The sequence below is a fragment of the Nostoc sp. genome, assembly GCF_036919895.1.
Lineage (GTDB): Bacteria > Cyanobacteriota > Cyanobacteriia > Cyanobacteriales > Nostocaceae > Nostoc.
Window position 1 is genome coordinate 25,582 of sequence record NZ_JBALBW010000053.1, and the last position, 16,718, is coordinate 42,299.

The window sequence follows — 16,718 nt, forward strand, 5'->3', positions numbered from 1 at the left end:
GCATCTTAACCACCTATCACAGTCAATTCATCCTGTCGAACTCACTTTAGGATAGGATATTTTTAATTTTTCATCATCAAGGATTAACGTTAATCCGCCCCCGACACACTAGCTTACCTGGGATTAGTGTTAGTTCTTGGATATCGACATCTGAGCCAAGATCCAGATTGTACTGGCGATCGCCCTCTAATATATCTCCCTGGTTGGGCTTGATTTTTACTTGTGCCAGTTGCAACTCATGCCCACTGAGTAACTTTAAGCCACCCAGAGAAATCTCTAGAGGCGTTGTTTCGCTATTGGTGACTCTCAAACCTCGCAGTATAATTTGATTGTTATCAAGAATAATTTCTTGCCAATTAATTGGTTGTGACTTTGGGAAATGTGTTGGTAAAACCTTAACCAGAAAATCGCTCAAAGCAGTCGATAATAAATCAGATGAGAGAGAAGCATTCAGATCCTTCTCGTCTACGATCGAGTCGCCAACCACTGATACTGTTTCTAACAGTCGCAGGGGCTTTCCCTTAAGTACGGAGCCAATGTTTATCTGAATATTTTCTGCCGTTAATTGAATTTGTGTAATTAGGAGACCTTGATAAACTGCATGAGAAGCAAAAATAGATACCAAGGGGATGCGCCCAGAGAGAAGTTGGCGATCGCTTGCTTCAATCTCCACTTTTAATTCTGATATTTGGCTCACTTGCGCTCTTAACCAGAGCTTTAGGGCTTTGGTAAGTATCTGCGTAATTATACGGCTTTTCTTGGCATCTCTTGTTTGGGAATTTTGCTCTGGCATCTAACCAATCTGTTTATGAGTATTTGCTCAATAACCGGACAGAATATTAAACAAGTCTTAAATGTAACATTTATGCCTACTCGCTACAAAATGCAAATATCATTTAATTGTTAACAGTAAATAAGTAATTCCAGATGGAGGAAAGAGTACAAAAAATTCTCGCTCAATGGGGCATCGCCTCACGTCGTGAAGCTGAAGAAATGATTAGGCACTCACGGGTGCGAATCAATGGAGTATTGGCGCATTTGGGTCAAAAAGTTGATCGCCAAAAAGATGCGATCGCAATTGATGGTAAAACTGTATCCGAAAAGCAGCGTCCGGCTTTAATATATCTATTGCTACATAAACCTGCGGGAGTAGTTTCGACTTGCTACGACCCTCACCGAAGAAAAACAGTCCTGGATCTACTACCGAAAGAATTACGGGAGGGTTCAGGGATTCACCCAGTTGGGCGTTTAGATGCAGACTCTACGGGAGCATTAATCCTCACAAATGACGGAAATCTGACATTTGGATTAACCCATCCCCGCCACAGTATTTCCAAGACATACCATGTTGTGGTCAAGGGACATCCCCCAGAAGCAATACTACAAATGTGGCGTGAGGGTGTGGTGTTGGAGGGGAGAAAAACCAGGGCTGCTAAGGTAAATCTAATAGAACGTCGTGCCGAGCAAAGCTTTTTAGAAATAGTGTTGCAGGAGGGAAGAAATCGCCAAATTCGTCGCATAGCTCAACAGTTAGGATACCCAGTAATCAAGCTGCATCGAACTGCTATCGGCCCCATTCAATTACAAACTCCAAAAGAAACCTTGTTGTTAGAGGGTAAATATCGTTCCCTCAACGATTATGAGATTCACTTTTTGCAAGATCGGATAACGCAACCTACTAAAGATTCAGTGGAGTTAAGGAGTGTCAGCACGCATGAAATGGCTAAGAAAGAAAAATAATCACCAGCCATCAATTTCGTTAGAGCAACAACGGGCCGAAAAGTTGGCAGAATTGGGCGCTCAACTTTGGGCGTTGCGTCAAGAACAAGGCTTATCTCTAGAGCAAGTGGTTATATTAACCAGAATTCCTCAGCGATTATTGCAGGCGATCGAAGAAGGTAATTTAAACGATCTGCCAGAACCAGTCTACATTCAGGGTTTTATCAGGCAATTTGCTGATGCACTGGGCTTGAATGGAGTAGAATTCTCTGGCACTTTTCCAATTAGTTCCGCACAAGTTAACCCTCAAGGTATGGGGAATACTTCACCCATTAATCAACTACGTCCAATTCATCTTTACTTTCTTTACATATTGCTAATTGTCTGCTCTGTAAATGGCTTATCTCAGTTATTAAATAACGCAGTATTACAAGCAAGTAATAGCCAAAACCAACCATACCCAAAACAAAAGTCCATTGTTAAACCAGAGCCAACCCAACCAAAAGATTCACTAAAAGTTCAACCTGTCAGCGCTCCCCTTGACGGCGGACAACAAGAACAGGTTGTACAAATTGGTGTGACTTTGAAAGCATCATCCTGGATTCGCGTCATCGCCGATGGCAAAACCGAGTTTGAGGGGATTCTCCCAGAGGGAACTCACCGGATTTGGAAAGCTCAAGAGCAGCTGACAGTAAAAACTGATAATGCTGGTGGTGTGTTGATGAGCGTCAATCAAGAGAAAGCCAAGGAAATGGGAGAGCCAGGGAAAGAGGAAGAAGTTAGGATTGCTGCCAAGTCTAAGTTTTGAGATGAGGGAGAAATCAATTCAAAATTCCAAATGACGATCGCGGACTCGCTAACAAAATTGAAAAAAAAGACTGGGGGAGATGACGAGGATGAGGGGGACAACGAGACAAGGAGGAAAAGGAGACATTTACTCCTCCCTCTACCTTGTCTGCCTTGTCTGCCTTGTCTTTTCCTACTACCCTTCTAGCCTCATTTCCCCACTCCTCAATTTTCTTGCGGGGCGCGTCTATTAAGTCTGGTCAGAACTTTTAAGCGATCGCCTAATTCCTCTCTCAACGCTCCTGATTGATAGCGCCACTCCCAGTTTCCCTCAGCGATACTGGGAAAGTTCATCCTCGCTTCGTTTCCTAATCCCAAGATATCTTGCAAAGGAATAATCGCTTGATTAGCTATGGAACTCAAAGCTAGGCGAATTAAATCCCACTGGATACCTTCAGGACTAATACAACCTAAATAAAGCCATAAGTTATGCTTTTCGTTGTCGCTGGCTGAATTGAACCAGCCTACAGTTGTGTCATTATCGTGAGTGCCAGTATAAACTACAGCATTTCGTGGGTAGTTAAATGGTAAAAACGGATTTTCGGGATCGGAACCAAAGGCAAACTGCAAAACCTTCATTCCCGGAAATTCATACTTGTCTCGCAGCGCTTCGACTTCTGGTGTAATCACTCCCAAATCTTCCGCCAAGACGGGTAGCTTGCCCAACTTCTCCCTAATCACTGCAAAAAAAGCATCTCCAGGCGCTTCCACCCATTTCCCATTCATGGCAGTTTCTTCACCTTTGGGTACTGACCAATAAGCCTCAAAGCCCCGGAAGTGGTCAATGCGAATTATATCTACATAGTCCAGCATTGCTTCAAAGCGCTGTACCCACCATTTAAAGTCTTGTTTTTGCAATTCCTCCCAGTTATAAACCGGGTTGCCCCACAATTGACCGGTGGCACTAAAGTAATCTGGTGGGACTCCTGCCATTTGAGCCGCAACTCCTGTTTCTTCGTCTAAGCAAAAGATGTCGGGATTTGCCCACACGTCAGCACTATCATGAGATACGTAAATAGGAATATCGCCGATAATGTCAATACCGCGCATGTTGGCGTAGCTTTTCAGGTCTGACCACTGCCGGAAAAACTCAAATTGGACGAACTTGTAATAGAAAATATCTCCATTGAGGCGATCCTCTACTTGAGCTAATGCTTCGGGTTTACGCTTGACAAATTCTGGCTCCCATGTATGCCAGCTTGCACCATTGTGGGCATCTTTCAGCGCCATAAATAAGGCGTAATTATCTAGCCAGTAGGCTTTGCTGTCGCAAAAACCTTCAAACTCTTTCTGCTGGATAGGCGTAGCATTGGCTCTAAAGTTTTCACAGGCTTTTTTGAGTAGTCCAATCTTAATTGGCACAACCCGATCGAAGTCTACCTTTTCTACCGGAAATCCTGGTAAATTAGCAAAGTCTTCTTCAGATAACAAACCCTCATCTCGCAGTTTTTCTGGGCTAATCATCAGGGGATTTCCTGCCATTGCCGAGTAGCACATATATGGGGAATTACCGTATCCAGTGGGGCCCAGGGGTAAAACTTGCCAATATTGTTGATGGCTCTCTTTGAGAAAATCAATAAAGCGATAGGCTTCTAAGCCTAAATCTCCAACGCCAAATCGACTGGGAAAGGATGTAGGATGCAGCAAAATACCACTGGATCTAGGAAAAGGCATAAGTAACCTGAATTATGAGAGGGAGCAATTATTTGATGGACACGCTACGCGATTGCCCAAGGGGCAGTGGCAAAGCCAATCGCATCGAATTTATCACGGAACAGTATTTGCACGGCAAATCAAGTAAACTCATTTTGTTTGTCATTTGTCCTTGACTAATGACTAATGACCAATGACTAATGAATAATAACTATGACTTACCGAAATCCTGCACCAACAGTTGATATCATCATTGAACTAGTAGATCGACCTCATCGGCCAATAGTGTTAATTGAAAGACATAATCTTCCTTTAGGTTGGGCTATTCCTGGTGGTTTTGTAGATTATGGAGAAGCCGTGGAAGTGGCGGCGCGGCGGGAAGCTGAGGAAGAAACGGGTTTGCAGGTGGAGTTGATTGAACAATTACTGGTGTATTCCGATCCTAATCGCGATCCCCGTCAGCATACGATTAGCATCGTGTTTTTAGCGACAGCTAGGGGGGAACCAAAGGCTGGGGATGATGCCAAGGGTGTAGGCATTTTTGAGTATTGGTGTGTACCTGGTAATTTATGTTTTGATCACGATCGCATTTTGCGGGATTATTGGCGATATCGGCATTATGGGATACGTCCGAGGTTGGGGTAAGAGGGATGAACCGCAGAGGCGCGGAGGGAAGAGGGGAGGAGAGAGGAATATCTGGAATTCCCTAGCATACCGAAATTTGTTGGTGTTGGGAGAATGTCAAAGCCAAGATTCTAAAGCTAAGGTTTGCACCTGTTGTATCCTTTGAAAATCGCTATCCCCTGAGACAATAGTGAGGTTATAGTGCAGAGCAGTTGATGCTATCCACAAGTCGTTATCGCTAAAACCCAAGTCTTGAACTGTAAACTTTCTCCGCTTTGCTTTGTCTTTGGGGCCAAAATATTCGACAATTTTTCCTTTGAGGCTACCGTAAACATCTGCAACCCCTCCACTAATGGGATAAAGATCGATGGTTTGCAGAAAAGTTCTGACAAAGCGAAGATTTGCTTCTTGTTCAGAAGACTTTTGCACCATATAAAGGAGTTCACCTTGCACAATCACGCTAGTTGCAACTCCTAAGCCGATGTGTTCTTGTAATCGACGGATGAGGTTTGTTTCTCCGAAAATGATCCGGCTACAATGGTTGGTATCTAAAAGGTACATTACTAGAATTCAGCCGGAGAACGGGTTTCGTAAACTAGCTGCAAGCACTCTTCAAAATCATCTCCTTGCCAAGTTCCTGCAAATTTTAGTAAGTCTTCTGCTTTAGAGCCTCTAAGAATTGGTGTTGCTTCTTGTATTTCCAGTTTCGTTTGATGATTGGAAGTATCATCATTTTTTTCCGTTGACAGATCAAGAGATATTTCCTCGGTTCTTGGTTTTGTTTTGAGAAAACGCAAAAAATCTAGCGTTTCGGCTAGTAGAACTTCTGGGGATGATTCAATTTCTTGGAGGAGTATTTCTTTAATATTCATCAATGATGTTTTGAAGTTTGTCGTAAGAGTATTATACGAGTGCGAGCGAAATGCTAATCTGACGGCATTATGGGATACGTCCGAGGTTGGGGTAAGAGGGACGAACCGCCAAGGCGCAAAGGGCGCAAAGGAAGAAAAGAGAGGAATATCGGTGACACAAAGTTTTTGTGATTATACTGTGTCAGTGGTATTTAAAGGTGCATTATGGATGCTGAGGAACTTTTAGAAAAATACGCCGCAGGACAACGGAACTTTCAGGGAGCAGTGCTGAAAAAAGTAGACCTCAGAAATACAGACCTGATTGAAATAGACTTATCGAATGCCAACCTGATTGGTGCAAATTTTAAAGGTGCAGATTTAAGTAAGGCAGACCTGACAAAGGCAACAATTTACGGAACTGATTTTAGTAGGGCATGTCTAACAACCGCAAATTTCAGTAGAGTGAATGGTGGTACAGCAAACTTTAGTGGTGCAAACTTAAGCAGTGTTAACTTAAGTGGTGCAGAACTAGGTGGTGCAAACTTGAGTCATGCCAACTTAGACAAGGCAAATTTAAGTCATGCAAATTTGAGTGGTGCAAACTTGAGTCATGCCAACTTAGACAAGGCAAATTTAAGTCATGCAAATTTGAGTAGTGCAAAACTGAGAGAAGTGTCCCTAGCTGGAGCAGATTTGAGTAATTCAACACTCAGTAGTGTAGATTTTAGTGGAGTTTCCCTAGTCGGAGTGGATTTAAGTCGAGCTAACTTAGAGAGCGTAAATTTTCAAAAGGCAAATCTACAGGGTGCTAAACTGCAAGCAGTAAATTTACAAAGTTTTAATTTATCAGGCTTAAATCTGGCTGGTTCTGATTTGGCTGGAGCCAATCTCGCACAGGCAAACCTTAGACAATCTTGTCTACAAAAGGCAAATTTGGAGAGAGTAGTTCTCCAAGGAGCAGATTTGAAAAACGTAAATTTGAGAGAAACCAATTTGACCAGAGCAGACTTGACCGATGCTGCTACTTACGGATGGCTAATTGAAGATGCTGACTTTAGCCGTGCGATAATGCCAGATGGAGAAGTCTACAAACCGATCGCAGCTGAAGCAGAAATCGGTAAACAAGAAACATCGTTAGAGAAAGTAATATCTATGACCCGTAAAGTAATTAATACTGATAACGCACCCGCACCAGTCGGCCCTTATAATCAAGCGATCGCAGCTTCAGGTCAATTTGTATTCATCGCTGGACAAATTGCCATCGATCCCCGCCTTGGTGATGTCGTCTACACTGATGATGTCAAAAAGCAAACCGAGCAAGTATTAGCTAACCTTGAAGCCATCCTAACCGCAGCCGGTGCGACTTTTCAAGATGTGGTGAAGACCACTGTATTTTTAGCTGATATGAATGATTTCGCGGCGGTGAATGCCATTTATGCTAAATATTTCCCCGAAGATACAGCCCCAGCGCGGGCTTGTGTCCAGGTATCGCGCTTACCTAAAGATGTGTTGGTAGAAATTGATGCGATCGCTGTAATTAGCGGTTAATTGAAATGGTATAAAGATTTTTGCAACCCGCGCAGGCGGGTTTTGTTTGTGTAGCCGCGACTTATAGTCGCCAGGGCATTTTTGAGCCTCTGAGGCTGACAGTTGAGCCTTGTAGGGAAGGGGTTGAGGGTTAGATTTGAGAGAAAATTGCCCAGGGCATGAAAATTGATCAATTAGCCATGCCCAATTCGCAATTTATACAATGATTAAACTACTATAAAATTGCTGGCGCTGAGTGAAGATATACCATCTAGTTGTGCGAATTTTACCTGACTAAATCCGCCATTGCTACCATCTTGGTCGAAGTAAAGCGCCCCTGTGCTTGTATTGTAAATAAATCGTTGATCGCTTGTTGTTGCAGTTGTGCCGAGAATAAACTGACTAACAGAGAGCGAACCTGGTGATAAACCACCACCAAAACCTACAGCAGATATTTGAATGTGGTCAATAGTACCGAAGTTGTAAATACTATCAAGCCCTTCATGATAATTATTGAAAACAAAGGTATCTTCATTTGAACCACCAGTTAGGGCATCATTACCTGTGCCACCGATGAGAGTATTCTTACCACGTCCACCATCAGCACTTAAGGTATCGTTACCTGCACCGCCATTTAGAATATGAATGCTGCTCTCAGCATAGAAGTTAGAGCCAATAGCGGATAGATAATCATCACCATCGCCACCGTCTAGTATGTTTCTACCAGACGTATTGTCTGCGTATAAGGTATCGTTACCTGCGCCACCATTCAGGATGTTATTACCATAGGAATTTCTAACATCCAAAATGTCATTACCTGCACCACCATTCAGGGTGTTACTTCCGCCGTAGGCGTAGGAGTAGTTCAAAACAGCAGATAGATAATCATTACCATCGCCACCTTCTAATAGGTTAGTGCCATAGTTGTAATCTACAGACACAAAATCATCACCCGCCCCACCATTGAGGATGTTATTACCAGATGCGTAATGGTTAAGAGTTAAGGTATCATTACCTGCACCACCATAGAGTTTATTGTTACCATTGCCCCCTACAATATTGTCGTTATAGCCCGTACCTTTGATTTCCAACCGTTCAATATTCTTGTGACTAACTTGATTTGTGTCGGCAGTAATTAAACCTTCGTTAGTACTAGTGTTGAAACTTGAGGTGATGCCAGCGATCGCAGTACTATAGTCAACTAACAAGTAATCATTACCTGTTCCTCCATCAACTGTTTGAGTTACTAAAGGATGCACCACAGTGTCTGCACTTGGGCTACTGATATAAAAAGAGTCATCACCACTATCACCATTAAGAGTGTTAGTACCCTGAACTCCACGGGCATCAAAAATGTCTGCCCCGTTTCCACCTGAAACTATATTCTTGCCTTTCCATTGATAACTAACATCCAGGGTGTCATTTCCATCACCTCCATTCAGGACATTATTACCAGCAGACAAATCAACTCCAAGATAATCATTTCCATCTCCACCCTGGAGGGTATTGTTTCCTACAGAGTAGCGAGCATAAAGTTTATCATCCCCAGAACCACCATCTAAGATATTCTTTCCATAAGAATAGCGAATATCTAAGATATCGTTTCCACTTCCACCCTTGAGAGTGTTACTTCCAGTCGAACTATAAACGTAAAGCTCATCATTCCCATCACCTCCATCTAAAAGGTTGTTTCCAGAGGAGTTGGCAGCATAGAAGGAATCATTACCTGCTCCTCCATATAGATTATTATTACCCTCTTCCCCGTTTAAATAGTCATCACCCAAATCTCCATAAAGGTTGTCATTGCCTTTACCTCCATAAAGGTTGTCGTCTCCCGCTAGCCCTTTGATAACATCATTATTATCAGTACCGTAAAGGTAATCATTCTGATTTGTACCAGTGATAAGTGCCATAAACTTTGACTCCTTTTAAGCAATATTTTGTACATTTGTTAAGTTTTTAATTGGCATTTAGTGCTGTTATGATGCACTAATGACTCACCGAAAGTTGACACTATCGGCATAGTTTATGTCGCTCTGATGCAGCACTAGTTATTCATGAAAAATGACTCTATGAATCGGCTTATTAGTAGCGGCTATTTAAGTTTTTTCACAACTATTCCTTTAACATTTGAGCTTTTCAAGCTAGCCCTGTAGTTAAGACGCTCTCATGAGTCAACTTTTGAATTTTCTGAATTAGCCATTGAGCCAAGATGCTAATTAGAGGCTTTTTTTAACTTCATGCACCCTTGAAACTTAATTTTATATGGTATAAATATCAGGAACTTATGACGAAGGGTGTCCGCCGAGATACCAGCACGGATATGTTGTCAAGAAATATTGCAGAGAATGCTTTATTGATTTACTAACTTCACTAAGAATGATGTTTTAAAACTCAAAACTTTTACGGGTAAAGCAAGCTTTCAACCTAATATTTCTTTACACTTGCCCATAAATGAGCTTTTTAGGGAACGTTTCATTTTGAGGAGACACACTTAGCTTGTGGCTAAAACTAGCTTATATCATGAGTTCTGCAAGTTATACTTTCAGATAACTTGATAACATAATTTCATTCTGCGCTTATATAGACTACAACTACCACAACTCAAACAACTCTTAACAAATAGGCGGCGTAAAATTCACCCTTGAGTTAACCAATTTGTTGAAGACAGAGGTAGACACCGCTCTTAGTTGAGCAAAGCGGTTAAAAGTTGCGTTATCAGTTTTGTACAAAGATGTGTGTACACCATAATTTTTTAGAAGAGAGAAATAGAAGTGAGGTTTTCCAGATACCATGAAAAGTCAGGTCTAAATCCACTCAAATCCCTGTGTCGCTAAAAATTCTTTACCTGATTCCAAAATATCTTTACTTAAAATCAGTTTGACTTTTGGCGAACTAAGATACAAACGAAAACGCTGAATAAATAGTTGGTTAGCAGGTTCAATCTTCCTAATGGCACTCCAGGGAATCAACAATGGCGTAAGTCCGAAGCGAAACAAAGGGAAAATGCTTAGATAAATCCCTTCAGAAGTTATACCAATATTTAAAGTCCCTTTATAGTGAACCAAACCCACAGAACCGCTTTGCATCCGGGAAAAGTTTTGTGGTGGCGCTTCTTTGGTGCAGTAGAGTTTAGCAAGGCGATTCCAGTCATGACGGAATAGAAAAATCATGACTATCATGAAAAATGTCAAAAAAACGATATATATCCACTGAGTGGTATGTGGCATTGGTTTTTAAGTCATTGTTGATTGACGCTTCAACTGTAAGCGATGTCTAACAACAAGTCTCTTTGCGTCTACGTACTCACCAATCAACCACCTTCCCTGGAATTTTTCTAAATTATGGAAGCATCCGGGTTAAAAATTGCTTCATAAAAATCCTATTCATTCAAAAAACTGGCCTCAATTAAAGCCAGTTTTTTGATTTTATTGCAAACTTATATCAGACTTTGAAGCCGAGTATTAACGGAACACACTTGAGAAGATATTATTAAGCTTTCTCATTAAAATGTCAAGATTTTATGAAGTACTTCCCCAAAGTTTGCCATTAGATATCGCTACTTCCCTTAAATTATCAGGCTGTGCTGACAAATTTTTGTCGCCAAAATGCTGATTCATCAAGGCTGGAACCTGTGCAGCTTGAATTCGGCTATGGCGGGTTTTATCTGGCATTACTAAATTCGGCCCAGCTTTACAGTTCTTCATACAACCAGTGCCTTTGATTGTAACTTGGTCTTCTAAACCGCGATCGCTTAAAGCTGCCTCCAACGCCTGACAAACTGCTTTACCACCACGTTTCATACAATCAGACTTTTGACACACCAAAATCGTGGCTTTAGCCTTAGCTGGCTTTACCTTGACATGATCAATAGATGGGGGTTCTTGGACTGGTGCGATCGTTTCAACTCTCCCCATCTCAGAACGCGCCGCCATCACCCGTTCAGCTTTCAGCGTGACAGTGCCATCTTTCAAATCATGTTTTTTATAACCAACAACTTCCAGCCAAGTCCCTGGTGGTAAGCGCAAGTCAAAAGCAGCCCGTAAATGTTTAGCTAGTTTAATGTAAGACTCACCCTCATGAGTCCCCAGTATTAAGCCTTTAAGCTTATAGCCATCTTTAATAACAAAATTTATAAATCTGCCCTCAAGACAAAATTCCGATCCTTCCATACTGTGAGATGCACCCATTTTTCTGATCTCCTTTTAACTAAGTACAAGCTATCAAGCAAGATTTTCTCAGCAGCAGCTAAAAATTAGAACTCTTGTTAGCGATTTTTCCAGCAGCACTCAAGAGTCAAAATTTGCTCTTGACGGGAGGCTGTTAATCGCCGGATCACACTCCACAGTTGAACAACTGTCATCGGAGAGCCAATTTCAACTTTCAATGGCTGGTTAGCCGTACAACTACAGGGAATGTCTAACTCCTTTAGGCGTTGATAGACTTGCCAGCGATCTGCCCAATTTACCTCTACAAGGTGGTTGCTTTCTATTTCTGAACTAAACGATTTCAAGAGAATTGCCCTCAAAGTGCAACAAACTTGCAGTAACTACCGCGATTTAACTCTCTGTTTTTTGAAAGTTTTAGGAGTGTAACCTCTTAAAACCAGCATACCTTAAGTGCAAACAATTCTCATTAATTTTTGAAAAAAAATAAAATGTAGATGGGGAATGGGGCATTGGCTATGGGAAAAGATCCTCTGCTCTCGGTTGCCCTATTTCTTCCCCACTCACCTTTCAGGCTATATCGATAGTTAAATTTTTATATCAACGTTTCTGGGTACGTAGATACAACTTGATGAGCGTGCCACCATCCAGCAAACAATAAACTTGAGAATTTTAGTAAGCAAGAATACAAAATATTGTGATAGCGGATTGGCTTGATCTTATTATTAAAATGTTAATATGTTGAGAATAAGCAGTTAAAATCCATAACTGTTAAAAAGGGAGGAACACAATGTCAGAAACGCAAACTTTGTTACGGAATTTTGGTCATGTATATGACAATCCAGTGTTGCTGGATCACAGCGTTACTGCTCCAGTTACAGAAGGGTTCAACGTTATATTAGCTAGTTTTCAAGCACTGTACTTGCAGTACCAAAAACATCATTTTGTAGTTGAAGGCTCAGAATTTTACTCTCTGCATGAGTTTTTTAACGAAAGCTACAACCAAGTACAAGACCACGTTCATGAAATTGGAGAACGTTTGGATGGACTAGGTGGTGTGCCAGTAGCGACCTTTAGCAAATTAGCAGAATTAACCTGTTTTGAGCAAGAATCTGAAGGCGTATATTCCTCTCGCCAAATGGTGGAGAATGACCTAGCTGCCGAACAAGCAATCATTGGCGTAATTCGTCGTCAAGCTGCTCAGGCAGAGAGTTTAGGCGATCGGGGTACACGCTATCTGTACGAAAAGATTTTGTTGAAAACTGAAGAACGCGCTTATCATTTGTCTCACTTCCTCGCTAAAGACAGCTTAACTTTAGGGTTTGTCCAAGCTGCTCAAAGCTAAAACTCTCCTAATCTAGATTTGTCTACCTAGACTAAAAGCAAAAGTTGGCCGCACGAAGTCTTAAAATATTATAAAAAATGGCAGAGAATGGTATCCTTATTTCTCTGCCATTTTTAATCTAAGTAAACATATTCTCATAATATTTAATGTTGATAATAATTGGCAATTAGCTAGTTAATAAATATTTTTATCTAAGAAATTTATTTATCCTGAATAAGCAGACAGATATATCCCACAAAAAATCACAATTTGTTGCAAAGTTTCATCAAATTAAATAATAAATATTCGCAAAAGCTTTAAAAATTTGAGCATCACAATTAAATAAAATTGGAAATACAAAATATTTATTGGGAATTGGGGAAATGCTTACTTAAACACTCTCCCACAGTCCCCAGTACCTAATCCCCAATCCTCAGTCCCTAATCCCCTTTCTGTCATCAAACCTAGAAAACTTAATAATAAAAAGCACGACAGGGTGTAAAGACCCTTAAAATAATCAGGATTTGTATTCTCATACTCCAAGGCAACGACTATGCCCCGCCGTGATGACCTCCAGAAGATTCTATTGTTAGGCTCTGGCCCAATTGTGATTGGACAAGCCTGTGAGTTTGACTACTCTGGCACTCAAGCCTGCAAAGCGCTGCGAGAAGAAGGCTATGAAGTGGTTTTGGTCAACTCCAATCCTGCAACGATTATGACCGACCCGGAAACGGCCGATCGCACTTACATTGAGCCGTTAACTCCAGAATTGGTCGAAAAAGTCATTGAGAAAGAACGCCCCGATGCTTTACTACCAACGATGGGAGGACAAACCGCCCTCAACCTCGCCGTTGCTTTAGCCAAAAATGGCGTATTGGAAAAGTATGGTGTTGAGTTAATCGGCGCTAAACTCCCAGCCATCGAAAAAGCCGAAGATCGAAAACTTTTTGGTGAAGCAATGGCCAGGATTGGGATAGCCGTCTGTCCCAGCGACACAGCCGAATCTTTGGAAGAAGCCAAAGCTGTTGCTCGTCAAATTGGTACTTATCCCCTAATTATTCGTCCAGCTTTCACAATGGGTGGAAGTGGCGGCGGTATTGCTTACAACCAAGAAGAATTTGAAGAAATGGCACAGGTAGGTATAGATGCTAGTCCTGTTTCGCAAATTCTCATTGACCAGTCCTTACTCGGCTGGAAAGAATATGAACTTGAAGTGATGCGTGACTTGGCAGATAACGTGGTGATTATCTGCTCCATCGAAAATCTTGACCCTATGGGCATTCACACCGGGGACTCTATTACCGTCGCTCCCGCGCAAACCCTTACTGATAAAGAATATCAAAGGCTGCGGGATATGGCAATTAAAATCATCCGCGAGATAGGTGTGGAAACTGGCGGTTCTAATATTCAATTTGCTGTTAATCCGGTTAATGGCGATGTCGTCGTAATTGAGATGAATCCCCGCGTTTCCCGCAGTTCGGCTTTGTCTTCCAAAGCTACAGGTTTTCCCATCGCCAAAATTGCTGCAAAGCTAGCTGTGGGCTACACCCTGAATGAAATTCAAAATGACATCACCAAGAAAACTCCCGCGTCCTTTGAGCCGACAATTGACTATGTGGTGACGAAAATTCCCCGCTTTGCCTTTGAAAAGTTCCCCGGTTCCGACCCAGTGCTGACAACTCAAATGAAGTCAGTCGGGGAAGCAATGGCAATTGGACGGACTTTCAACGAATCCTTCCAAAAGGCACTGCGATCGCTCGAAACCGGACGCGCTGGTTGGGGTTGCGACAAAGCCGAGAAATTACCCAGTGGCGAACAAATCCGCGCCCAACTGCGAACACCTAACCCCGATCGCATTTTTGCTGTCCGTCACGCTTTGCAGCAAGGCATGACCATTGAGGAAATCTACGAACTTACTGGTATTGATCGATGGTTCTTGGACAAATTGCAGCAACTCCTAGATGTGGAGAAATTCCTAAAGCGGACACCTTTGCAGCAATTGACAAAAGAGCAAATGTATGATGTTAAGCGGGATGGATATAGCGATCGCCAAATTGCTTATGCGACCAAAACCACCGAAGACGAAGTTCGCGCTTACCGCAAGTCACTAGGAATTATCCCAGTTTACAAAACTGTGGATACCTGCGCTGCTGAGTTTGAAGCCTTTACCCCCTACTATTACTCTACCTACGAAGAAGAAACAGAGGTAATGCCCGCAACTAAGCCCAAAGTGTTGATTTTGGGTGGTGGCCCTAACCGCATTGGCCAGGGAATTGAGTTTGATTATTGTTGTTGTCACGCCGCTTATGCCTTAAAAGACGCAGGGTATGAGACGATTATGGTCAACTCCAACCCAGAGACAGTTTCGACAGACTACGATACCAGCGATCGCCTTTACTTTGAGCCTTTAACAAAAGAAGATGTCCTTAACATCATCGAAACTGAAAATCCAGTTGGGGTAATAATCCAGTTCGGCGGACAAACTCCGCTAAAGTTGGCTATTCCTTTACAAGAGTTTCTTAACAATGACACATCAGGACTGCTGACTAAAATTTGGGGAACATCGCCAGATTCCATCGACATGGCGGAAAACCGGGAACGATTTGAAAAGATTCTCCAACAGTTGAATATTGCCCAACCGCCCAATGGAATTGCGCGGAGTTACGAAGATGCGCTGATTGTCGCCAAACGCATTGGCTATCCGGTAGTGGTGCGTCCTAGCTATGTATTAGGGGGGCGGGCGATGGAAATCGTCTATTCCGATACTGAGTTGGAACGCTACATGAGCTTTGCAGTACTCATAGAACCAGAACATCCGATTTTGATTGATAAGTTTTTGGAAAATGCCATTGAAGTCGATGTCGATGCGATCGCCGATCATACTGGACGAGTCGTAATTGGTGGTATTATGGAACACATTGAGCAAGCCGGGATTCACTCAGGAGATTCTGCTTGTTCTTTACCTTCTATTTCCCTATCACCAGCAGTTCTCAATCAAATTCGCACTTGGACGGTGGAGTTAGCACAAGCGCTTTCAGTCGTAGGATTGATGAATATTCAATTTGCCGTTGTCGGTGCAAGTACTTATTCTCCCCAAGTTTACATTTTGGAAGCAAACCCCCGCGCTTCCCGTACAGTTCCCTTTGTATCTAAAGCAACGGGCGTACAGTTAGCGAAATTAGCATCCTTAATTATGTCGGGTAAAACCTTAGAGGAGCTACATTTTACCGAGGAAGTTATTCCCACACATATTGCAGTAAAAGAAGCAGTATTACCCTTTAATAAATTCCCAGGAACTGATACAATATTAGGCCCAGAAATGAGATCCACTGGTGAGGTGATGGGGATAGACACCGACTTTGGCCGAGCCTTTGCCAAAGCGGAACTGGGTGCTGGGGAGCGTTTACCACTGACTGGAACTGTATTTGTATCAATGAGCGATCGCGATAAAGCTGCCGCCGGCGCTGTGGTGAAGGAATTTATCGATTTGGGCTTTACAGTGATGGCTACCCTTGGTACACGCCAAGTTCTTCTAGAGCAGGGGTTAAATATTGAATTAGTGCTTAAACTTCATGAAGGCCGTCCCCACGTCCTAGATGCAATCAAAAACAAAAAAATCCAACTTATTATCAACACACCTTCCGGGGAAGAAGCCCAGACTGATGCTAGGTTAATCCGTCGCACAGCCTTAGCTTACAAAATCCCCATTATAACCACTATTGCCGGCGCAAAAGCTACCGTTGCCGCTATCCGTTCTTTACAAAATACAACCTTGGAAGTAAAAACCATTCAAGAGTACTGCCCGATTATGAGGGAGTAGGGAGTAGGGAGCAGGGAGCAGGGGGAGCAGGGAGAGCAGGGAGTAGGGAGAGCAGGGAGAGAAAGAATAACTAATTAATAACCCAATCCCCAATCCCCAATCCCCAATCCCCAATCCCCAATCCCCAGAAAATTAAGCAATTGTTATAAGAGAATGACTATAGTTCTCATTAGAGATATCTTAACAAA

Annotated in this window: 14 protein-coding genes; 6 read left to right on the forward strand and 8 right to left on the reverse strand. The window is 42.3% G+C overall.

The genetic code is table 11. The annotated features are described in order from the left end of the window. Nucleotides 1–76: 76 nt before the first annotated feature. Nucleotides 77–793: an LmeA family phospholipid-binding protein gene (locus V7K55_RS09680; protein ID WP_334830577.1), complete on the reverse strand. Its 717-nt coding sequence runs from the start codon at nt 791–793 to the stop codon at nt 77–79. Between the two features lie 134 nt (nt 794–927). Between V7K55_RS09680 and V7K55_RS09685 the strand changes: the two genes are divergently transcribed. Both V7K55_RS09685 and V7K55_RS09690 read left to right on the forward strand, forming a co-directional pair. Beyond that, a complete protein-coding gene (locus V7K55_RS09685; RefSeq protein WP_334830579.1) occupies nt 928–1,740 on the forward strand; it encodes a pseudouridine synthase in 813 nt (270 codons plus the stop codon). Then, on the forward strand, nt 1,715–2,527 hold the full coding sequence (locus V7K55_RS09690; protein WP_334830608.1) for a helix-turn-helix domain-containing protein: 813 nt from the start codon (nt 1,715–1,717) through the stop codon (nt 2,525–2,527). Before V7K55_RS09685 ends, V7K55_RS09690 begins: the two co-directional genes overlap by 26 nt. Before the next feature lie 203 nt (nt 2,528–2,730). Here the strand turns inward: V7K55_RS09690 and malQ are convergent, their stop codons facing one another. Continuing rightward, a complete protein-coding gene (malQ, locus tag V7K55_RS09695; RefSeq protein ID WP_334830581.1) occupies nt 2,731–4,239 on the reverse strand; it encodes a 4-alpha-glucanotransferase in 1,509 nt (502 codons plus the stop codon). A 192-nt stretch (nt 4,240–4,431) separates the two neighbouring features. Here malQ and V7K55_RS09700 point away from each other — a divergent pair, with 192 nt between their 5' ends. Then, complete coding sequence (locus tag V7K55_RS09700; protein WP_334830583.1) at nt 4,432–4,863, forward strand: NUDIX hydrolase; 432 nt, start codon at nt 4,432–4,434, stop codon at nt 4,861–4,863. 96 nt (nt 4,864–4,959) lie between these two features. Here the strand turns inward: V7K55_RS09700 and V7K55_RS09705 are convergent, their stop codons facing one another. Next, nucleotides 4,960–5,403, reverse strand: coding sequence for a type II toxin-antitoxin system VapC family toxin (locus tag V7K55_RS09705; protein WP_334830585.1), 444 nt, complete (start codon nt 5,401–5,403; stop codon nt 4,960–4,962). Between the two features lie 2 nt (nt 5,404–5,405). Next, nucleotides 5,406–5,714, reverse strand: a complete 309-nt coding sequence (locus tag V7K55_RS09710; RefSeq protein WP_334830587.1) for a hypothetical protein — start codon at nt 5,712–5,714, stop codon at nt 5,406–5,408. A 204-nt stretch (nt 5,715–5,918) separates the two neighbouring features. Between V7K55_RS09710 and V7K55_RS09715 the strand changes: the two genes are divergently transcribed. Further along, complete coding sequence (locus V7K55_RS09715) at nt 5,919–7,241, forward strand: Rid family detoxifying hydrolase (protein ID WP_334830589.1); 1,323 nt, start codon at nt 5,919–5,921, stop codon at nt 7,239–7,241. Between the two features lie 206 nt (nt 7,242–7,447). Here the strand turns inward: V7K55_RS09715 and V7K55_RS09720 are convergent, their stop codons facing one another. The 4 genes from V7K55_RS09720 to V7K55_RS09735 form a co-directional block, all read right to left on the reverse strand. Further along, entirely contained in the window at nt 7,448–9,133 is a 1,686-nt protein-coding gene (locus V7K55_RS09720; protein ID WP_334830591.1) for a calcium-binding protein, read from the reverse strand. Nucleotides 9,134–10,027: 894 nt separating this feature from the next. Then, nucleotides 10,028–10,450, reverse strand: coding sequence for a hypothetical protein (locus tag V7K55_RS09725; protein ID WP_334830593.1), 423 nt, complete (start codon nt 10,448–10,450; stop codon nt 10,028–10,030). A gap of 291 nt (nt 10,451–10,741) precedes the next feature. Further along, nucleotides 10,742–11,410 carry a (2Fe-2S) ferredoxin domain-containing protein gene (locus V7K55_RS09730; RefSeq protein ID WP_334830595.1) on the reverse strand — a complete coding sequence of 223 codons (669 nt, stop codon included), beginning with the start codon at nt 11,408–11,410 and terminating at the stop codon, nt 10,742–10,744. Nucleotides 11,411–11,487: 77 nt separating this feature from the next. Next, the gene (locus V7K55_RS09735) at nt 11,488–11,733 is read right to left on the reverse strand and encodes an Asr1405/Asl0597 family protein (RefSeq protein WP_334830597.1); all 246 of its coding nucleotides are present in this window, start codon (nt 11,731–11,733) and stop codon (nt 11,488–11,490) included. A 443-nt stretch (nt 11,734–12,176) separates the two neighbouring features. On the opposite strand from V7K55_RS09735, the gene V7K55_RS09740 reads away from it, so the two are divergent. After that, nucleotides 12,177–12,731 (forward strand): Dps family protein, encoded by a 555-nt coding sequence (locus V7K55_RS09740; protein ID WP_292866553.1) that lies wholly within the window; start codon nt 12,177–12,179, stop codon nt 12,729–12,731. Between the two features lie 532 nt (nt 12,732–13,263). Continuing rightward, a complete protein-coding gene (carB, locus tag V7K55_RS09745; protein WP_334830599.1) occupies nt 13,264–16,530 on the forward strand; it encodes a carbamoyl-phosphate synthase large subunit in 3,267 nt (1,088 codons plus the stop codon). Nucleotides 16,531–16,718: the final 188 nt, after the last annotated feature.

Bases quoted from the DNA above. Each gene is read 5' to 3' on its own strand.
- carB (WP_334830599.1), top strand. From the start codon at position 13,264: ATGCCCCGCCGTGATGACCTCCAGAAGATTCTATTGTTAGGCTCTGGC.
- V7K55_RS09730 (WP_334830595.1), bottom strand. From the start codon at position 11,410: ATGGGTGCATCTCACAGTATGGAAGGATCGGAATTTTGTCTTGAGGGC.
- V7K55_RS09725 (WP_334830593.1), bottom strand. From the start codon at position 10,450: ATGCCACATACCACTCAGTGGATATATATCGTTTTTTTGACATTTTTC.
- V7K55_RS09715 (WP_334830589.1), top strand. From the start codon at position 5,919: ATGGATGCTGAGGAACTTTTAGAAAAATACGCCGCAGGACAACGGAAC.
- malQ (WP_334830581.1), bottom strand. From the start codon at position 4,239: ATGCCTTTTCCTAGATCCAGTGGTATTTTGCTGCATCCTACATCCTTT.
- V7K55_RS09705 (WP_334830585.1), bottom strand. From the start codon at position 5,403: ATGTACCTTTTAGATACCAACCATTGTAGCCGGATCATTTTCGGAGAA.
- V7K55_RS09685 (WP_334830579.1), top strand. From the start codon at position 928: ATGGAGGAAAGAGTACAAAAAATTCTCGCTCAATGGGGCATCGCCTCA.
- V7K55_RS09720 (WP_334830591.1), bottom strand. From the start codon at position 9,133: ATGGCACTTATCACTGGTACAAATCAGAATGATTACCTTTACGGTACT.
- V7K55_RS09710 (WP_334830587.1), bottom strand. From the start codon at position 5,714: ATGAATATTAAAGAAATACTCCTCCAAGAAATTGAATCATCCCCAGAA.
- V7K55_RS09740 (WP_292866553.1), top strand. From the start codon at position 12,177: ATGTCAGAAACGCAAACTTTGTTACGGAATTTTGGTCATGTATATGAC.
- V7K55_RS09690 (WP_334830608.1), top strand. From the start codon at position 1,715: ATGAAATGGCTAAGAAAGAAAAATAATCACCAGCCATCAATTTCGTTA.
- V7K55_RS09680 (WP_334830577.1), bottom strand. From the start codon at position 793: ATGCCAGAGCAAAATTCCCAAACAAGAGATGCCAAGAAAAGCCGTATA.
- V7K55_RS09700 (WP_334830583.1), top strand. From the start codon at position 4,432: ATGACTTACCGAAATCCTGCACCAACAGTTGATATCATCATTGAACTA.